General features: G+C 60.6%; 14 protein-coding genes. 6 read left to right on the top strand and 8 right to left on the bottom strand.

Annotation, left to right across the window (positions count from 1 at the left end; all coding sequences use genetic code 11):
• The first annotated feature begins 312 nt into the window (after positions 1-312).
• From GXB78_RS17180 to GXB78_RS17200, 5 genes are all read left to right on the top strand, one after another.
• Positions 313-3,894: a toxin VasX gene (locus tag GXB78_RS17180; RefSeq protein ID WP_329516254.1), complete on the top strand. Its 3,582-nt coding sequence runs from the start codon at positions 313-315 to the stop codon at positions 3,892-3,894.
• Positions 3,887-5,002: a hypothetical protein gene (locus tag GXB78_RS17185; RefSeq protein ID WP_329516255.1), complete on the top strand. Its 1,116-nt coding sequence runs from the start codon at positions 3,887-3,889 to the stop codon at positions 5,000-5,002. The genes GXB78_RS17180 and GXB78_RS17185 overlap by 8 nt, the downstream gene beginning before the upstream one ends.
• A 77-nt stretch (positions 5,003-5,079) precedes the next feature.
• Positions 5,080-6,324, top strand: a complete 1,245-nt coding sequence (locus GXB78_RS17190) for an exonuclease SbcCD subunit D C-terminal domain-containing protein (RefSeq protein ID WP_329516256.1) — start codon at positions 5,080-5,082, stop codon at positions 6,322-6,324.
• Complete coding sequence (locus GXB78_RS17195) at positions 6,321-9,962, top strand: AAA family ATPase (RefSeq protein ID WP_329516257.1); 3,642 nt, start codon at positions 6,321-6,323, stop codon at positions 9,960-9,962. Before GXB78_RS17190 ends, GXB78_RS17195 begins: the two co-directional genes overlap by 4 nt.
• Positions 9,959-10,555 carry a glutathione S-transferase gene (locus tag GXB78_RS17200; RefSeq protein WP_329516258.1) on the top strand — a complete coding sequence of 199 codons (597 nt, stop codon included), beginning with the start codon at positions 9,959-9,961 and terminating at the stop codon, positions 10,553-10,555. The genes GXB78_RS17195 and GXB78_RS17200 overlap by 4 nt, the downstream gene beginning before the upstream one ends.
• Positions 10,556-10,722: 167 nt before the next feature.
• Here GXB78_RS17200 and GXB78_RS17205 read toward each other — a convergent pair whose 3' ends face one another.
• The 8 genes from GXB78_RS17205 to GXB78_RS17240 all read right to left on the bottom strand — a co-directional run bounded on the left by GXB78_RS17205 (position 10,723) and on the right by GXB78_RS17240 (position 17,725).
• Entirely contained in the window at positions 10,723-10,980 is a 258-nt protein-coding gene (locus tag GXB78_RS17205; RefSeq protein WP_039763921.1) for a hypothetical protein, read from the bottom strand.
• Positions 10,977-11,189 (bottom strand): hypothetical protein, encoded by a 213-nt coding sequence (locus GXB78_RS17210; protein WP_129999502.1) that lies wholly within the window; start codon positions 11,187-11,189, stop codon positions 10,977-10,979. The genes GXB78_RS17205 and GXB78_RS17210 overlap by 4 nt, the downstream gene beginning before the upstream one ends.
• Before the next feature lie 399 nt (positions 11,190-11,588).
• Complete coding sequence (locus GXB78_RS17215) at positions 11,589-11,768, bottom strand: hypothetical protein (protein WP_329516259.1); 180 nt, start codon at positions 11,766-11,768, stop codon at positions 11,589-11,591.
• Between the two features lie 156 nt (positions 11,769-11,924).
• A complete protein-coding gene (locus tag GXB78_RS17220) occupies positions 11,925-13,100 on the bottom strand; it encodes a lactonase family protein (protein WP_329516260.1) in 1,176 nt (391 codons plus the stop codon).
• Positions 13,087-13,398, bottom strand: coding sequence for a DUF5629 family protein (locus GXB78_RS17225; protein ID WP_329516261.1), 312 nt, complete (start codon positions 13,396-13,398; stop codon positions 13,087-13,089). The genes GXB78_RS17220 and GXB78_RS17225 overlap by 14 nt, the downstream gene beginning before the upstream one ends.
• Before the next feature lie 278 nt (positions 13,399-13,676).
• Positions 13,677-15,257 (bottom strand): aldehyde dehydrogenase (NADP(+)), encoded by a 1,581-nt coding sequence (locus GXB78_RS17230; protein ID WP_329516262.1) that lies wholly within the window; start codon positions 15,255-15,257, stop codon positions 13,677-13,679.
• Between the two features lie 9 nt (positions 15,258-15,266).
• Positions 15,267-16,259, bottom strand: coding sequence for an AraD1 family protein (gene araD1, locus GXB78_RS17235; RefSeq protein ID WP_329516263.1), 993 nt, complete (start codon positions 16,257-16,259; stop codon positions 15,267-15,269).
• A 143-nt stretch (positions 16,260-16,402) separates the two neighbouring features.
• The gene (locus GXB78_RS17240; RefSeq protein ID WP_329516264.1) at positions 16,403-17,725 is read right to left on the bottom strand and encodes an MFS transporter; all 1,323 of its coding nucleotides are present in this window, start codon (positions 17,723-17,725) and stop codon (positions 16,403-16,405) included.
• A gap of 192 nt (positions 17,726-17,917) precedes the next feature.
• On the opposite strand from GXB78_RS17240, the gene GXB78_RS17245 reads away from it, so the two are divergent.
• Positions 17,918-19,654 (top strand): IlvD/Edd family dehydratase, encoded by a 1,737-nt coding sequence (locus GXB78_RS17245; protein WP_329516265.1) that lies wholly within the window; start codon positions 17,918-17,920, stop codon positions 19,652-19,654.
• Positions 19,655-19,839: the final 185 nt, after the last annotated feature.

Raw genomic sequence — 19,839 nt, forward strand, 5'->3', positions numbered from 1 at the left:
AGATGGCCACTATTTTGGCGTCAATTAATGCATGCGTTGAAAAATCGATTTCGATGAGCGGTACAGCTCAAATCCGTAGGCAATAAGCTTGTTAACGGATCTATTTATCAGCGTCGGTTTGCGAGCGCGGGGACACATTCAGGGTCACTCACGATTCATCCGAAGTAACCTCTGTAAGATTTTGGACGATCCCTCGTAGGTTTCATCCCGAGTGTTCGATTCCTACGCAAAACACAGAAAGATCTGACTGCTGTCGTTTTCCAGATACACGCACATTTCTCTGTCACAAACAGACACAGGGAAATGTGCTCAATGATGCACCCCGCCAACCTCGCGGCAGCTGCCGCCTCGAAAGCACCTATTGGTGCGCCAGCCGCCTGCCCCTTGCGCAACACCCACGTGCAACTGCTGCCGCTCGCTTACGGCCTTGTCGAAAAACCCTTCGACCCCAGCACCGAACTCGCACTGCCGTACACCCTGACCACGCGCCCCATGGGCATCCGCCGCCTGCGCGATGGCTGGCTGTACATCGTCGACAGTCTCAGCGGCGAGCTCTTCGAATACCGCGTGCTCGACGGCGTCATCAGCGCGTTGCTGCATCGCGGCAAAAGCGTCAGCGAGGATCAGCGCAGCGCCATCGAAGAACGTCCGGCGTTCATTTTCTCGCGCAAAAGCACCCTGTACGTGACCTTCGCCGACGTGCAGTTGAGCGCGGCGAAGTGCCGACAGGTGCTGGACAGTGCGCAGGAACGCGAGCACTTCATGCAGGCGGTCGATCTCGGCCCGGTGCATTGTCTGATCGGCGGCGAGCATTTGCTCACCGTGGCCCAGGCCAAACAGTGGCTGGCGGAAGTGGCCTGCACAGCGAAACCGCTGGCCGAGGCGGACGCCACGCGGATGCCGACGGTGCAGGTTAGCGATGCGCCGGAGCATGAGCGTGAACCTTATTTGTGGGAAAACCCGCGACGTTTTCGCGAGGCACATATCGGCGAATTTCTTGGTCGGGTGCGCGGGCCTTATCAGGACGACACGCTGTTTCTGCTGGTCAACGACGACCTCGGTGTGATGCGCGACCTGGCCGATTATCAGGACCTGGTGGTCGGCTGGATCGAGCAGTGGAGCAACACCGACAACAACGAGCGCGACTATCTGCTGGCCAGTTACATCGAGTCGCTGAGCCAGCTCGGCGCTCAGGATTTCGACACGTTGGCCAAGGCCAGCGAGGATCCGCGCGCTCAGGCATTGTTTGCTGAACTGGAGCAATTGCCCGAGCCGGATCGGGAAAATACCCGGCAGGCGCTGCTCGAGTATTTGAACAAGGGTGGTGAGATTGTCCCGACGGATACTCAGGCTCGACCTGAACTGCAGCAACAGCGCGAAAAGGCATTGGACGAGTCACTGGCGCTGAACCGCTTCGACGGCGTCGCCCCGGATTTCACTGCACACGCTCGCGTCACCGCCGAGGCGGATCGACGCTTTTACACCCGCGAATATTTTCTCGAAGTAGCCCCAGAAGATTTCGTCGAGCGCCACCTGAGCACACTGGTCGACCTCGGCAAGGATCAGAGTCGACGCATGAAAGACGTGCTCGATGGCCCATTGCTCAGCGGCAAGCGCGGCATCAATGACCTGATCGACCGCCCGGCCATGGACGAGGTGCTCAACAGTCATCGCGACAACCTGGGTCGCTGGAATCGCCTGCTCGAACGCATCACCGCCGATCGCGCGCAACTGCTGTGCGCCGGGCGTTTCCATCGCTCGGCGTGGTATTTCGACGGCCAAGTGCAGATCGATCAGGCGCTCGCCAGCGAATACGCCTGCCTCAAGGACATCGGCCGCAGCGACGCGGCCAACGAACAAATGCTCGGTTACCTCGAGCAACACCCGCAACTGACCCGCCCGCTGTTCTACACCTTGCCGCTGCGCTTGCAGACCGAGCAGGCCGGGCAATATTCAACGCTGTTCAACGCCGGCATGGCGATGTTCAACAACCTGCCGGACTGGCTGGCCAAATTGCAGAGCATCGAGCAGCCGCAGCTGCCCGGGCTGGACGATCTGCCCGCACACAGCCGCGTCCTCGCCGATGCCGTGCAAGACACCTACAGCCCGGCGCTGAACCTGGGCCTTAGCCGGGCGCTGGAAGGCTTCGACCTTGGCGGCGAGAAAATCCCCGACCTCGACGAACTGTTCCAGCGCTTGCCCAAGGCCCTGCGCCTGCGCGTCTTCGACGCCGCACGAACCAGCGGCGTGACCTTCACCGTGTCCACCCCGGCGGAACAAGCGGCGCTGCAAGCCACGATCAAGGAAGTGCTGCGCGAACGCGACTACCTGAAAACCCTCAACCGCGAACGCAACCAGCTCACCCACAACAAAAATCGCCAAGGCCACAAAACCGCCCGGGCGGTGGAATTGCAGGAAGAAATCGTTCGCGTGCGCACGCAACTGGCCTTGTTCGAAGGAAGGCTGGCGGCGGCGTTGAGCCCGATTGACGAACTGCCGGATCGCTCGGCCCGACTGTATGGCGCCACCCCGGCGAAAGCGGGATTGACGGTGGTGTTTCCGCCCGCGCAGCAGGGGGAATTGCGTGGGTTGTTGGAGAACATTCGTGCAGGGGTGGCGGGGGTTTCGAAGGCGAGTCTGGTGCGGACGGAGGGGATGGGGTTGTTGGTGGTGTTGGTGCAGGTGGTGAATTTGGTGGGGGCTTTGCGTGAACTGCGCAGGCAAACAGCGAATAAACGGGTTTGGCAGCCATTCGCCAATGCGATTATCGCTACTGGGGCTGCGGGATTTACTGCTGCGCAAAGTCTTGGGGATACAGCCTTGAAAAACCGCAGTTCATTGCTGGCGACGAATCTTCAGCAGGCGGCGCTGAAAAACGTGCATGTGCAGTTGGGGAAACTGCATATTGGTCTGGGCAGTTTCACCTATGCCTTGGGTTTCCTGTCTTCGCTGCAAAGCGTGAAAAGCCATTATGCAAACTGGCAACAGGCCGTTCGCGGCGGAAGCTTTCACGCCGAGAAAAGCACTGCGTTGGCCGCGATTGGCGCGTTGGGTTCAACTGCCACTAACGGGTATGCCTTGAGCCATACCATTCACGCCGGGCACAGAGTTTTGATCGCCGAAAACGCAGCTGCAAGAGCTGCAGCCTGGGCCGCTGCTGGTACACGCCTGTCTACGGTGTTCTTTCGCTTTAACCTGGCCGGCGCTTTATTCACTGTGCTTGAGCTATCGGGGGTCTGGCTGTTCAGCCGTTACAATATCAGCGCGCACGATAAATGGCTGAAAATAACGCCGTGGAGCCGGGATCCGGATTTGCGCGGTGATCATTCGCTCAAGGATTATCAAAGTTATCTGGCCTTTCTGATTCACGCGCCCTATGCGCAACTTGGCGTGCAATCGTATGACTCTCGACTTAAAAGCTTGCTGCTGAAAGCCAAGCCCAGCGATATCCATCTGGTCCTGCCTCGATTGACCTTGAAGGATCTGACACCCCCCTTCGGTGGGAAACCGACGCATTACTTAGGTATCGGCGCGCACCGCATTTCAGTTCCATTACACAGCCGAGGAACGCCACGAGAACAGCGGGACGTCATCAGCGACGAAATCGTAAAGAGTCTGCGCATCGTCAAGTCCATGCCGGAGGGCCTGGTGCTCTGTCTTCAGTACCCGGTAGCGCCCGACTCGGAATTTACCCCAGCAAAAGAAACACTCGAGTTGGCCATCCGCGTTCAGGCTCTGGATGAGACTGGTCAATGGGTATCACGAACTCGCGTGATACATGTTGAGCCTCGCGGGAAAGGTCATTTTCCGGTGGTTTCACCTGAGCGTGTAAGAGACAAACCACCTGTACTGTTCATCGAAACACAGTTTCTGGACCCAGCCGACCATGCCTAATGACCGGGACAACGCAAGCAATCAGGCCAGGCAGGCGGGAGACATCGAACCATTTCCAAGCGGAAAAATTACTTATTTGGCACCGTTGCCATTGCCTACCGTACAGCAACCCTTTGGACCGCAAATCGGTGAACTGAATCACGTCTTCATGGAATTCGGGATAGGACCGCCGCAAGTGTTCATGTGGCAGGTAACAGTAGGTTTTCCTTTTAGTGCAACCTTCATGATCACATGCCTTTTTCCCGCAATTGCTGGGTTTATGTTTTTTCTGGCAGGTTCGGGGTGGAATGACATATGCGGCGCCATCGAAGGAGTTTTCGATGCTTTGATTGGTACGGGCTCTTTGACCATTTTTTGTTGTTTGTGTATTAACCTGGGCGTCTGGCACCACGTCCACAAAAAACGCCTCTCCCTCATCCCAACCCGCTTCAACCGTCAACGCCGCGAAGTCTGCTTTATGCCCGAAGGGGCCACCGAACCAGTTTTCGTCCCGTGGGAATCGCTCAGCGCCTGGATCATCGAAGCCAAGGGCGCCACCCAATTCGGCATCCATCGCCAATACGGCATGGGCATCGGTTTTCATCACGGCGAAACCCTCACCAGCCTCGAATTCCAATGCGCCGGCCTGGAGCTCGCGATCAGCCATTGGGAAGCGATTCGCGGTTACATGGAGTACGAAGTCAACGACCTCAAATCGATTCAGGATTTGCAGGATCTGCAAGGCCCGGACGACCCGCCCCACGAAGGCCTGCACACTTTTCGTAACGCCCGCGCGCGGATGCACCAGCAGATCCGTGAAGGCCGGCGCTCGCGGTTGTCGGGGTTCTTTTGGTACCTGTATCACGTGATGACCTTATGGACGATTCCCAACCGTCTGCTCGAATGGGAAATTCGTCGGCTGGAAAGAATCGGCAAGCAGGCGTTGCCGGAAGTTATGCGCGCATGGTCCGAACCATTGCCCAAAGAGCAATGGGCCAAGCCGAGCGAAGAGTTGTTGCGGCTGAGCGAGCTGGTGCGGCAGATGCACAAGCGCTACCCGCATCGGCCGATTACCGAAATATTCGCCGCTGCCGGTGCAAGCAGACACACGACAAGGCAAGGGGCGTGATTTGCCAGTAAACTCCCCTCCTCTCGCCGCCCGTTCTTCTTTGCGGCCACCCTCTTGATCAAAATGCGGAGTCCACCTTGCGTCTGTTCCACACCTCCGACTGGCACCTTGGGCAAAACCTGCACGGCCAGGAGCGCGATTTCGAGCACGCGTGTTTTCTCGAATGGCTGCTGCGCCAGTTGCAACTGGCGCAGCCGGATGTGCTGCTGATTGCCGGGGACATCTTCGATACGGTCAACCCACCGGTCAAAGCTCAGGAACGCCTCTACGATTTCATCGTCAGCGCTCACGAACAGCAACCGTTGCTGACCATCGTGATGATCGCCGGCAACCATGATTCCGGCTCGCGGATCGAACTGCCCGCGCCGTTGATGCGCCGCTTGCGCACCCATGCGCTGGGTCGGGTGCTGTGGCTGGATGACGGGCAACTGGATGCCGAGCGTCTGCTGCTGCCGTTGCCGGATAAAACCGGAGAAATCGCCGCGTGGTGTCTGGCGCTGCCGTTTTTGCGCCCGGCGGAAGTCACTGGTGCGCATCTGGGCGACAACTATTTGCGCGGCATCGGGCAGGTGCATGAATGGCTGATCGCGGCGGCGAATGCCAAGCGTCAACCTGGGCAGGCATTGATCGCTATCAGCCACGCGCACATGGCTGGCGGTTCGGTGTCGGAGGATTCCGAGCGCAGCCTGATCATCGGCAATGCCGAAGCCCTGCCCGCCAGCCTGTTCGGCGAAAGCATCAGTTATGTCGCCCTCGGCCATTTGCACAAGCCGCAGAAGGTCAACGGCGAGGAGCGCATTCGCTACAGCGGCTCGCCGATTCCGCTGTCGTTCTCCGAAATCGGTTATCAACACCAGATTCTCGATGTGGTCCTCGACGGTGAAACCCTGGTCAGCGTCGAGCCGAAACTGATCCCGCGCTCGGTCAATCTGCAGCGCATCGGCCCGGCGCCGCTGGCCGAGATTCTGCTGCAATTGGCCGACCTGCCGAACGTCGATCTGCTCGCCGAAACCCAGCGCCAGCCATGGCTCGAAGTGCGGGTGCGCCTCGACGAGCCGCAGCCGGATCTGCGCCATCAGGTGGAAACTGCGCTGCAAGGCAAAGCCGTGCGTCTGGTGCGCATCGCCGCTGAATACGCCGGCAGTCGCGGCGCCGATGGCAGCGATGACGGCAGCACACTGATCGAACTCGACCAACTCACGCCGCAGGAACTGTTCAGCCGCGCCTGGCTCGACAACTACGGCAGCGAGGTCGATGAGCAGACGCTCAAGGACTTCGCCGAGCTGCTGCAGGACGTGCAACTGGAGGGCGAGCAGCCATGAAGATCCTCGCCATTCGTTTGAAGAACCTCGCCTCGCTGGCCGGGCCGTTCGAGATCGATTTCACCGCTGAGCCGCTGGCCAGCGCCGGTCTGTTCGCTATCACCGGCCCGACGGGCGCCGGCAAAAGTACCCTGCTCGATGCGTTGTGTCTGGCGCTGTTCGGCGCTGTACCGCGCCTGAATAACACTGGTCGTGATGCGAAAGTCCCTGACGCCGACGGCGAGATCGCCACTGGCGATCCGCGCACCCTGCTCCGTCGCGGCACTGGCGAAGGCTATGCCGAAGTGGATTTTGTCGGCGTCGATGGCCGCCGCTATCGCGCGCGCTGGGAAGCCAATCGCGCCCGCGAGAAGGCTGGCGGCAAGTTGCAAGCGAGCCGGCAGAGCCTGCGCGACATCGATCAGGATCAACTGCTCGCCAGCCAGAAAGGCGAATACAAAACCCAGCTGGAAGCCGCGCTGGGCCTGAACTTCGAACAGTTCACCCGCGCTGTGCTGCTGGCGCAGAGTGAATTCAGTGCGTTTCTCAAGGCTGACGACAACGACCGCAGTGAACTGCTGGAAAAACTCACCGACACCGCGCTCTACACCCGCCTCGGGCGCCGCGCCTTCGACAAGACCAAAGAAGCCCGCGAGGCGCACAAGCTGCTGCAGGATCAGGCCACCGGAGTAACGCCACTGGCACCGGAAGCCCGCGCCGAACTCGACGAGCGCTTCAACGCCGCGCAGCAACAGATGAAAGCGCAACAGGCGCAACTCAAACAGCTTGAGCAACAACACAGTTGGCTGAAAGATTTGCGTCTGTTGCAAGACGCGCAAAAAGCCGCCAGTGAACAACTGCAAACCGCGCAACAGCAATGGCAGGCACTGGCCGGCGAGCGGATGAAACTGACTCGCCTGGAACAGCTCGGCCCGCAGCGTCATCAGTTCGTGCGCAAGGCCGAGCTCGATGCGCTGCTGACGCCACTGGCGGCGCAGATTGCCGCGCACACCCAGCAACACGCCGCGTTGGGCGAACGCCAGACGCAACTGGAGCAGAACCTCGACACAGCGAAACTCGCCCTCAGCGCAGCGCAGCAACGGCAGAGCGAAAACGCGCCGCTGTTGCGTCAGGCGTTCGAAGAGCAAAGCACCCTCGCCCGCCTGATCAAGGACACCGCCAGCAGCGCCGAAGCCCGGCAAGCGGCCGAGCAAGCGTTCAAAGATGGCCAGAGCAACATTCAGGCTTTGCAGGAAAAACAGACTGAAGTCGCCGAGCGTTTGCAACGCATCGCCAGCGAGCTTGAGCAGAGTGCGCATCTGGCGCCATTAAGCGATGCCTGGAGCGCCTATCGCGATCGTCTGCAACAGCTGATGCTGGTCGGCAACCGCTTGAACAAGGGCCAGACCGAACTGGCGTCCCTCGAACAGAACGCCACCCGCAGCGCTGAACAACTGGCCTCGCACAAGCAACAACTGGAAGTCCTGTTCAAAGAGGCCGGCGCCGAACCGGACGCAGTCGCCGAACAGATCGGCCTGCTCGGCACCTTGCTGCAGGACAACCGCAAACAGCTGCGCGCGATCGAAGACCTGTCGCGCCTGTGGGCCTCTCGACAGGATCTCGACAAGCGCAGCGCCGAGTTGCAACAACGTCAGCTCGACGCGCAGCAGCAACGCGAGCGCCTGACCCAGGACGGAGTGAAAACCAAAGCCGAACTGACCGTCGCCGAGCAGACCCTCAATGTCACTCGCGAACTGCTCGAACGTCAGCGGCTGGCGCGCAGTGCCAGTGTCGAAGAGTTGCGTGCGCAGTTGCAGGACGATCAGCCCTGCCCGGTCTGCGGCAGCAACGAGCATCCGTATCATCAGCCCGAAGCGCTGCTGCAAAGCCTCGGCCGTCACGATGAAAGCGAACAGGCCAACGCGCAGCGAGTGGTCGATCAGCTCAAGGAAAAACTGATCGAACTGCGCGGCGAAGTCGGTGGCGTGATCGCGCAACAGAAAGAGCTGCTGCAACAACAGGAACAACTCGCAGCGCAGCAACAAGCCCTCGCCCCAAGCCTTGACGCGCATCCGCTGGCCGCGCAACTGCTCGACCAGGACGCTGACAAACGCGACGCCTGGCTCAGCCGCCAGAACGAACAGTTGAACCAGAGCATCACGCAAGACGAACAACGCCAGAGCGCCCTGCTCACCTTGCAGCAGGACGCAGCGCGCCTGTCCCAGCAATTGCGTCAGGCCGAAGTGGCTCATCAGCAAGCGGCGCAACAGCTGAGCCATCAGCAGCATGAACTCAACAGCGACCGTCAGCGCCTTGAAGAAGAACTCAACGCGTTCGGCCCGCTGCTTCCGGCTGACACCCTCGAAGCACTGCGCCTTGAGCCGGCCGCGACGTTTCTGCAACTGGATCGGCAGATCGCCGAGCGTCTGGCCCAGCTCGAGCAGCAAAAGGAAGAACTGAGCGAACAGCAGCAACGCCAGCAAACCCTGGAGAAAGAACAGGATCGCCAGCAGCTGCGCACTCAGCAGTTGCAAAGTGCCGAGCAGCAATTCGCGGCGCTGACCGAGCAGCAGCAAAGCTGTCAGGAAAAACTGGCGCAACTGATCGGCGAACACAGCAGCGCCGAACACTGGCAGCAGCAACTGGAACACGCGGTGGAACAGGCGCGCAGCGCCGAAACCAGCACCGCTGAAGAGCTGCAAAGCGTACGCACGCAACTGGTGCAAATCGCTGCAGAACTCAAGGCACAGCAGGAACGCTTGCAGGCACTGGAAAGTGAAGACAAAGCGCTGACCGAGAAGATCGCCGATTGGCGCGCCAGTCATCCGGAGCTGGACGACGGCGGGCTCGAAGATTTGCTGCGTTTCGATGACGCGCAAGTCGCCCAACTGCGCCAGACCCTTCAGCACAATGAAAAAGCCATCGAACAGGCCCAGGTCTTGTTGCAGGAGCGTGATCAGCGCCTGCTCGATCATCAGGCCCGGCAGGACAGCAATCTTGACGCCGAACAGCTCGACAGCGCCCTCACCGAGCTGCAAAACCAGTTCGCCGTCAGCGAGCAACAATGCGCCGAACTGCGCGCCGAACAGGTGGAAGACCAACGCCGGCAGAACGCCAATCAGGCGCTGGCCCAGCAGATCGCTGACGCCTACGCCGAGTATCAACGCTGGGCGCGGCTCAGTGCCTTGATCGGCTCGGCCACCGGCGACACCTTCCGCAAGATCGCCCAGGCCTACAACCTCGACCTGCTGGTACATCACGCCAATGCGCAATTGCGCCAACTGGTCAAACGCTATCGGCTCAAACGCGGCGGCAGCATGCTCGGCCTGCTGGTGATGGACACGGAAATGGGCGACGAACTGCGCTCGGTGCATTCGTTGTCGGGCGGTGAGACGTTCCTCGTGTCACTCGCCCTTGCGCTGGGTCTGGCCTCAATGGCGTCGAGCACGCTGAAAATCGAATCGCTGTTCATCGACGAAGGTTTCGGCAGCCTCGATCCGGAATCGCTGCAACTGGCCATGGATGCACTGGATGGACTGCAGGCGCAAGGGCGCAAGGTGGCGGTGATTTCCCATGTGCAGGAAATGCACGAACGCATCCCGGTGCAGATTCAAGTGCGGCGTCAGGGCAATGGTTTGAGTACGCTGGAGGTGAAATGAACACGCTGTATTCCTTCCGCCGCTGCCCCTATGCCATGCGTGCGCGAATGGCGCTGCGCTATGCGGGCGTGCCGGTGGAGATTGTCGAAGTCAGTCTCAAGGACAAACCGGCGCAGATGCTCGCGCTCTCGCCCAAGGGCACAGTGCCGGTGTTGGATGCCGATGGCGTGGTTATTGATGAGAGCCTGCAGATCATGCGCTGGGCGTTGGCGCAGAATGATCCGGATGACTGGTTACTGGCCGGGGAGTCATTCGCGGCGCTGTGGACGGAGAAGCTGATTGAGGGCAATGATCAGATTTTCAAAACAGCTCTGAATCGCTACAAGTACGCCGAGCGCTACCCTGAGCAGCCGATGGAAGCTTATCGGGCTGAAGGTGCGTTGTTTCTGCAGAAGCTGGATGAGCTGCTTGAAGGTCGGGACTACTTGCTGGCCGATCACCCGAGCCTCGCCGACATCGCCCTGCTGCCCTTCGTCCGGCAGTTCGCTCATGTTGATCGCGAGTGGTTTGCGCAGACGCCTTATGTTCGCTTGCAGACCTGGTTGCAGCGACTGCTCAAATCCGAGCTGTTCACCTCGATCATGAAGAAGTAACCCTGAATCTCAGCCTCACACCACACCTGTGGCGAGGGAGCTTGCTCCCGCTCGGCTGCGCAGCAGTCGCAGTCTATCCAGGGCATCAGAAATACTGTGTCTGCAGGATTCGGGTCGCTTCGCAACCCAGCGGGAGCAAGCTCCCTCGCCACAATGGTCCGCGTTTCCTAGGCCAGTGCGTTGCACATGCCCAGTGCCATGCAATCCACTTCAAATGGCCCGAGAAAATCCACCGCAACCTTGACCGGTGGATTGCCGGCCATCAGCCCCAGCGTGTTGGCTCGTTCAATGTTGTGCGCGATGTTGTGGTTGGCTTCTATGGCCCGGGCCAAGCCGCCCACCGAGCCCTGGCCAAACCCCAAGAGTGAGGCGCCGTTGGTCATCAGTGCCAGACTGGCGATGACCCAGAGTCTGTAGCCTTTCATGCGCCGCCGACTCCTGCCAGTTCGGCTCTGTCGACCATTGCGCTTTGCGAGCGCAGTTCGAATTGGATACCGGGGTGGGCGACGTCGATCGGGGCGTCGAAGCTGTGTTCCATCTGCGCACTGATGCTGACGAACAGCACCACGGCCAGGTAAAGACCGATGGCCAGGTAGGCGCCGCGTTTGGCGGAAGTGAGGATTGCGCTGGCCATGGTGTTCTCCGTGGGCAAAGGTTTCGATGGCCACAGAATCAATCAAAAAAGCCGGGGCAACCACTCAGGGTTTGCAATGGTAAACATCAGCTTCGTTGATTATTTAGGCGCTCTATTTGCCGGCGAGAAAAAACCTATTAGCGCAGAACGCGCACACGCGTAGGAGCTGCCGAAGGCTGCGATCTCTTGTTCGATCGTTCCCACGCTCCGCGTGGGAATGCCTCAGGGACGCTCCACGTTCCAATGGGACGCAGAGCGTCCCGGGCTGCATTCCCACGCAGAGCGTGGGAACGATCAGGTTACACGCGCGCGCGTAGGAGCTGCCGAAGGCTGCGATCTTTTGACGTTGAAGATCAAGAGATCGCAGCCTTCGGCAGCTCCTACAGGGAGACGGGAATTTCAGGCTTGGGTTTTGTGATCCAGCGCGGCGTAGAAGTTGGCGCTTTGTTGCAGGTATTTCTGAGTGTAGCTCTGGGTGTGGGATTTTTTGCTGTTGATTTCGACGTTGGCACCGGCTGGCAATACCACGGTGGCAGAAATGGCGGAGGCGGCGATAACGGAGAAGAGATTGAAGTTCATGGCGGTAACCCTCGTGTTCGTTTGCTTGGTTTGCCCGGTCGGGCTGTGAAACAAACGTAACGCTCGAGGGTTGCTCGCTTGAAATCTTTTGTAGCATTAGCCGTTATCAGTGCAATTAATACAACGATGCAGGCCCCGTGCGCCGGGACCTGTGGCTTATTGTCGCACTAGAAACTTCAGATCGCTTGGCGCGTCGATCGGCAGATTTTGCACGGTTTTACCCAGCAAACCGGTCTTGGCATCGCGCTCGACGACGACGATCTGGTTGCTCTTCTGGTTGGCGATCAAGACAAATTTGCCGCTTGGATCGAGGGCAAATTCGCGCGGGTGATCACCTTCGACCGAGCGCTTCTGCAGCTCTTTCAACTGGCCACTCGCCGGATCAATGCTAAACACCACCAGTTGATTGGCCGTGCCGCGATTGCTCACGTAGAGAAACTTGCCATCAGCCGAAGCATGCAGCGCCGCGCCCGCCTTGTCCGAAGTTGGCTGGCCCGCTGCGAGATCGACCAGTTGCGTCTGGGTCAGCACGCCATCTTTGTAGTCGAACACCGCGACCTGAGCGCTCATCTCCATGGTCAGCCAGGCGTGTTTGCCGTCGGCGCTGAACAGCAGATGACGCGGGCCACTGCCGGCCGGCATCGTCACCGAAGCGGTTTTCGCCGGGGTCAGCGGCAGGTGCGGGTTGGCCTGCGGGTCGTACTGATAGATAAAAACCTTGTCCGCGCCCAGGTCATTGGAGAACACGTAGCGACCGTCCGGCGAGGACACCGTCGAGTGCACGTGGTTGGAAGCCTGGCGCTCAGGATTGACCCGACTGGCCGGGTGCCCGCTCATCTGCACCACCGGTTTCAGTTGACCGTCGGCATCGACCGGCAACACCGCCAGGGTGCCGCCCGGATCTTCCATCACCGAATAGTTGCTGACGAACAAATGTTTGGCATCAGCGCTGAGGCTGGAATGCGTCGGCTCGTTGCCCAAGCTCTGCACCTGATTGATCAGGCTCAGCGCGTGGGTCTTCGGGTCGATGGCGAAGCTGCTGACGCGGCCGACCGGATCGGTCTGGCCCGGGCCGTTTTCGTTGACCACGAACAGGCGTTTCTGGTCTTTCGACAGGGTCAGCCACGATGGGTTTTCAGTCTTGACCACTTGCAGCGGCTTGGCGTCGATCTGGCCGGTGGCGCTGTCGAACTGCATGCGGTAAATGCCCTGGCTGGAACCGGCGGTGTAGGAGCCGACCAGCAACTGATAGGTTTCGGCAGAGGCGCTGGAAAGCCCCATCGCGCCGACGCTGCCGGCCATCAGCAAGGGCCAGAAGTTACGCATTTTCATTATTGTCATCCTCGTCGTCGCTGCTGCTGACTACGTCGCCTAGACACACCAGACGATGCTCGCCTGTGGTCTTGGTGTCGCTGGCGTAACCGATGATCAGCCAGCTCTGCAGGTCTTCATCAAATTTCGCCGCCGCGACCTGCGCCGGGGTGAATTCCCAGTGCTTGGCTTCACGGCCATCGATGCATTCGATGTGCAGGTTATCGTCCTCGTCTAGGGCAAATTCGAAGGCGTGCAGGCCATCGATTTCGACCATACCGCAGTGTTCGAGGGCGTTGAGAAGGGTTTGGGCAGTCATGGCAAACAGTCTTTCTAGGGGGGAAAGGGCCAATGATAGCCCAATGTGATCCAGAGGCCCCTGCTGGAACCTCTGTGGGAGCGAGCCTGCTCGCGAAGGCGGTGTGCCAGCTGATCGTTCCCACGCTCTGCGTGGGAATGCCTCTAGGGACGCTCCGCGTTCCAATGGGACGCAGAGCGTCCCGGGCTGCATTCCCACGCGGAGCGTGGGAACGATCAACAGGCTGATAGTCCGTTTTCGCGAGCAGGCTCGCTCCCACAGGGGGCATCGGCTTGGCTTTAGATCGCCTCACGCGATGGCTTGCCATCCACCAGGCGCTGGATACGCAGCGGGTTGGCGTTTTTCAGCGGTTCGGGCAGCAAGCTGTCCGGGTAGTTCTGGAAGCACACCGGACGCAGGAAACGATCGATTGCCAGCGTGCCCACCGAAGTGCCGCGCGCATCGGACGTCGCCGGGTACGGCCCGCCATGCACCATCGAATCGCACACTTCGACACCGGTCGGATAACCGTTGAGCAGGATGCGCCCGACTTTCTGTTCCAGCAGCGGCGTCAGTTCGGCGAATTGCTCGAAGTCAGACGGCTCGCCGATGATCGTCGCGGTCAATTGACCGTGCAGGCCGTGCAGCGCCGCGCTGAGTTGGGCCTGATCGGCCACTTCAACAACCACTGTGGTCGGGCCGAACACTTCTTCCTGCAGCACTTCGTCACCGTTGATCAACAGGCTGACATCGGCCTTGAACAACTGCGGCTGCGCCTGATTGCCCTGCTGCGGATTACCGGCCAGATGCTCGATGTCGCTGTGCGCCAGAAGCTTTTCCAGGCCTTTGCCATAGCTGCCGAGGGTGCCGGCATTGAGCATGGTTTGCGCCGGTTGATCGCCGATCGCAGCAGCGACCTGTTGGACAAACGCGCTGAACTGCGGCGAGCGGATACCGATGACCAAACCTGGATTGGTGCAGAACTGACCGCAACCCTGCACCACCGAAGCGGTCAGATCGCGGGCGACGGTTTCCGCACGCGTGGCCAGCGCCTGCGGCAGCACGATCACCGGGTTGATGCTCGACATCTCGGCGAACACCGGGATCGGTTGCGGACGTGCGGCAGCCATATCGCACAAGGCGCGACCGCCCTTCAGCGAACCGGTGAAACCAACCGCCTGAATCGCCGGATGCTTGACCAGCCATTCGCCGACGCCGCCACCGTAGATCATGTTGAACACGCCGGCGGGCATGCCGGTTTTTTCTGCGGCGCGAAGGATCGCGTCGGCGACCAGCTCAGCGGTGGCCATGTGGCCGCTGTGGGCCTTGAACACCACCGGGCAACCGGCGGCCAGCGCTGCGGCGGTATCGCCACCGGCGGTGGAGAACGCCAGCGGAAAGTTGCTCGCGCCAAACACCGCGACCGGGCCGAGGCCGATGCGGTACTGACGCAGATCCGGACGTGGCAGCGGCTGGCGATCCGGCAATGCCTGATCGATGCGTGCGCCGTAGAAATCACCGCGACGCAGGACTTTGGCGAACAGGCGCATCTGGCCGCTGGTGCGACCGCGCTCGCCCTGAATGCGCCCGGCCGGCAGCGCGGTTTCGCGGCAGACCACGGCGACGAAATCATCGCCAAGCGCATCGAGCTCATCGGCGACCGCGTCGAGGAACTGCGCGCGGCGTTCGGCGCTGAGGCTGCGGTAGGTCGGGTAAGCCGCAGCGGCGGCTTTGGCGGCGGCGTCGACTTCGTCCGCCGTGGCCTGAATGAAATCGTGCGGCAGGGCCTCGCCAGTGCTGGCGTCGACCGAGTGCAGTTTGACGGTGCCGGCGGCGCTGCGCTGACCGCCGATGTAGTTGTGACCGAGAATCTGAGTCATGGGATCTCCTTAAAGGGTGCCGATGCTGTCCGGTTCAAAAGCCGCTTTGACCGGTGCGATACCGTTGACCAGCGGTGCGCCGAAGTCGGCCTGGCTGATCTCGAACGTGTCGCCCGGCTGGGTGCGGATACCGTCGGCAAACGACAGGGTCGCAGTGCCGAAGAAGTGAATGTGCACGTCGCCCGGACGCAGGAACTGAATGTATTTGAAGTGGTGGTACTCGAGGTTCGCCAGGCTGTGGCACATGTTGGCCTCGCCGCTGAGGAACTCGTTTTGCCAGAGCACTTCGCCGTCACGCAGGATTCGGCTGGTGCCGGCAAGGTGTTGAGGCAATTCACCAGTGCGAAGTTCCGGGCCATAACTGCAACTGCGCAATTTCGAATGCGCCAGGTACAGGTAATTCTTGCGTTCCATGACGTGGTCGGAGAACTCATTGCCGACGGCGAAACCGAGGCGATACGGCTTGCCGTCGTTGCCGATGATGTACAGGCCGGCCATCTCCGGCTCTTCACCAGCGTCTTCGGCAAACGGCGGCAGCGGGAACGGCTGCCCCGGACGCACGACGATGCTGCCGTCGCCCTTGTAGAACCACTCCGGTTGCACACCGGCCTGCCCCGCCGCAGGTTTACCGCCTTCCACGCCCCATTTGAAAATGCGCATGGTGTCGGTCATCGCCGCTTCATCGCCGGCCTGCTGGTGCATCTTGTCTCGGGCCGAAGCGCTGCCCAAGTGCGTCAGACCAGTACCGCTGACCAGCATGTGCGCCGGGTCCGGGTGATCGAGTGGCGGCAGGATGCGCAGGTCTTTGAGCAATTGCACGTAGTCATGGCTGGCGCCGAGACCGAGGCGCTGTACTTGCTGCTCAAGCGAGCTGCCAGCCTCGATCGCGGCCAGGGCCAGATCACGGACACTGCGGGCGTCCTCGACTTCGCGGACCTGACCGTTGTCGACCACGCCGACCCGGCGCTCGCCGTTGGATAATTCGAATTGAACCAGATGCATGATTTTCTCCTTTTCTCAATAACACCGCCGATCCCCTGTAGGAGCGAGCCTGCTCGCGAAAGCGGTGTGTCAGTCACCCACAATGCTGGATGTGATGGCCTCTTCGCGAGCAGGCTCGCTCCCACAGGGCCAGTGTTGGTCAGTCAGGTTCGGGTGGCGCCACGGGCACTGGCGGCGAACTGGTCGACGGGCAGCACATGCTTGCGTTCCAGCACGCGGTAGACGATGCCGGTCAGAATCAGCCCGAATACCATCACGCCCGAGAGGAAGTACAGCCCCGAAGCCAGATGGCCGGTGTATTCCTTCAACGCGCCAATCACGAACGGCCCGATGTAACCGCCGAGGTTGCCGACCGAGTTGATCAGGGCAATCCCCGCCGCTGCGCTGGCACCGGCGAAGAAGCGCCCGGGCAGAGTCCAGAAAACGGCTGTGCACGAGAACAACGCAAACGCCACCAGACACAGCGCCGCCAGTTGCGCCACCGGCAGCGACAGCCAGGCACTGAGGAACAGGCCCAGCGCACCGAGTACATAGAGCACCGCCAGGTGGCCGTAGCGATCATTCAAGCGGTCGGAGCTGCGCGGAATGATCAGCAGGCCAATGATCCCGAAAATGTACGGCACCGAAGAGACGAAACCGGTCACCAGGTCGCTGCCGCCAAACTGTTTGATCAGCGTCGGCAGCCACAGGCCGAGGCCATAAATACTCAGGGTCACGGGCAGATAGAACAGCGCCAGCAGCAACACGCGTTTGTCTTTCAGCGCATGCAGCGGATTGCCGTGACGGGTCTGGCCGTACTCCTGCAAGTCCTTTTTCAGTTCGCCGGTCAGCCAGTCTTTTTCAGCCTGATCCATCCATTTCACTTGCTGCGGGCCGTCCGGCAGCCAGCGCAGTACCGGCCAGGTCAGCAGGATCGCCGGGGTGCCGATGACGATGAACAGCCATTGCCAGCCGTGCAGGCCAAGGATGCCATCCATGCCCAGCAAACCGCCGGACACCGGGCCGGTAATCATCATCGCGATCGGTTGCGACAGGATGAACAGGCCGAGGATCTTGCCGCGATGGCGCACCGGGAACCATTGGGTGATGTAGTACAGCACGCCGGGGAAGAAGCCCGCTTCGGCCGCGCCGAGCAGAAAGCGCATCACGTAGAAACTGTGCGGGCCCTGGACGAAGGCCATGCCGATGGTGATCGCGCCCCAGGTGATCATGATCCGCGCAAACCAGCGCCGCGCGCCGAAGCGTTCGAGCATCAGGTTGCTGGGAATCTCGAGAAGGAAGTAACCAATGAAGAACAGCCCGGCACCGAGGCCATAGGCCGCATCGCCGATGCCGATGTCAGCGCCCATGTGCAGCTTGGCGAAGCCGACGGCGGAGCGATCCACATAGGCGATCAGGTACAGCAGGATCAGGAAGGGAATCAGTTTCAGTGTGATGCGCCGGACAAGCCGCAATTCCTGGCTCATGAGATCGGTCTCCGATTGTTGTTTTTATAGAACCTCGGGGGACGCCTCTCGCCAAAACTGCCAGGGCCATCCCTCCGTCAAAAACGACTATATAGTAATACTAATTACCCAACAACACTTCCAAAGCGCGGATTTTGCGCTTAGATTAAGCGTCAGCTCGCAAACAATAGTCTTACAATAAGAGAATCGATCATGTCTGATAAGAAACCCACCCTGCGCTCCGCCCAATGGTTTGGCACGGCCGACAAGAACGGCTTCATGTACCGCAGCTGGATGAAGAATCAGGGCATCGCCGACCATCAGTTCCACGGCAAGCCGATCATCGGCATCTGCAACACCTGGTCGGAACTGACTCCGTGCAACGCGCACTTCCGCCAGATCGCGGAGCACGTCAAACGCGGGGTGATCGAGGCCGGTGGCTTTCCGGTGGAATTTCCGGTGTTCTCCAACGGCGAATCGAACCTGCGCCCGACCGCCATGCTCACCCGCAACCTGGCGAGCATGGATGTTGAAGAAGCGATTCGCGGCAACCCGATTGATGGCGTGGTGTTGCTGACCGGATGCGACAAAACCACTCCGGCGCTGCTGATGGGCGCGGCCAGTTGCGACGTGCCGGCCATCGTCGTCACCGGCGGGCCAATGCTCAACGGCAAGCACAAGGGCAAGGACATCGGTTCCGGCACCGTGGTCTGGCAGCTCAGCGAACAGGTCAAGGCCGGCACCATCACCATCGACGACTTCCTCGCGGCCGAGGGCGGCATGTCGCGTTCGGCGGGCACCTGCAACACCATGGGCACTGCGTCGACCATGGCCTGCATGGCTGAAGCACTGGGCACTTCGCTGCCGCACAACGCGGCGATTCCGGCCGTCGATGCACGGCGTTACGTGCTGGCGCACATGTCCGGCATGCGGGCGGTGGAGATGGTTCGCGAAGACCTGAAGCTGTCGAAGATCCTGACCAAGGAAGCCTTCGAGAATGCTATCCGGGTGAACGCTGCGATCGGCGGCTCGACCAACGCGGTGATTCACTTGAAAGCCATCGCCGGGCGCATCGGTGTCGAACTGGATCTGGATGACTGGACGCGCATCGGTCGCGGCATGCCAACCATCGTCGACCTGCAACCGTCCGGGCGTTTCCTGATGGAAGAGTTCTACTACGCCGGTGGCTTGCCAGCGGTGCTGCGTCGCCTCGGTGAAGCCAATCTGATCCCCAACCCGAATGCTCTGACGGTCAACGGCAAGTCGATCGGCGAGAACACCAAGGACGCGCCGATCTATGGCGAAGACGAAGTCATCCGCACCCTCGACAACCCGATTCGCGCTGACGGTGGCATCTGCGTGTTGCGCGGCAATCTGGCGCCGCTGGGTGCGGTGCTCAAGCCGTCCGCCGCTAGCGCTGAACTGATGCAGCATCGCGGCCGCGCGGTGGTGTTCGAGAACTTCGACATGTACAAGGCGCGGATCAACGATCCGGAGCTGGACGTCGATAAAGATTCGATTCTGGTCATGAAGAACTGCGGGCCGAAGGGTTATCCGGGCATGGCAGAAGTCGGCAACATGGGCTTGCCGGCCAAGCTGTTGGCGCAAGGCGTGACTGACATGGTGCGCATTTCCGATGCACGGATGAGCGGCACCGCGTACGGCACGGTGGTTCTGCACGTCGCCCCGGAAGCGGCAGCGGGCGGGCCTTTGGCGGCAGTAAAGGAAGGCGACTGGATCGAGCTCGATTGCGCCAGCGGCCGTTTGCATCTGGACATCCCCGACGCTGAACTGGCCGCGCGCATGGCCGATCTGCAAGCACCGCAGCAATTGCTGGTGGGCGGTTATCGTCAGCTGTACATCGATCATGTGTTGCAGGCGGATCAGGGTTGCGACTTTGACTTCCTCGTTGGTTGCCGAGGGGCCGAGGTTCCGCGTCACTCTCATTAAGAGCAAAAGATCGCAGCCTGCGGCAGCTCCTACATTGGAATGCGAATCCCTGTGGGAGCGAGCCTGCTCGCGAAGACGGCGGCACATTCAACAGTGATGTTGTTTGCCCCACCGCTTTCGCGAGCAGGCTCGCTCCCACAGTTGGTTTTGCGTATCGCCTCAAATCTGTGCCGTGCCTGCTATGA

Source organism: Pseudomonas moraviensis subsp. stanleyae (genome assembly GCF_036283065.1).
Taxonomy (GTDB): domain Bacteria; phylum Pseudomonadota; class Gammaproteobacteria; order Pseudomonadales; family Pseudomonadaceae; genus Aquipseudomonas; species Aquipseudomonas stanleyae.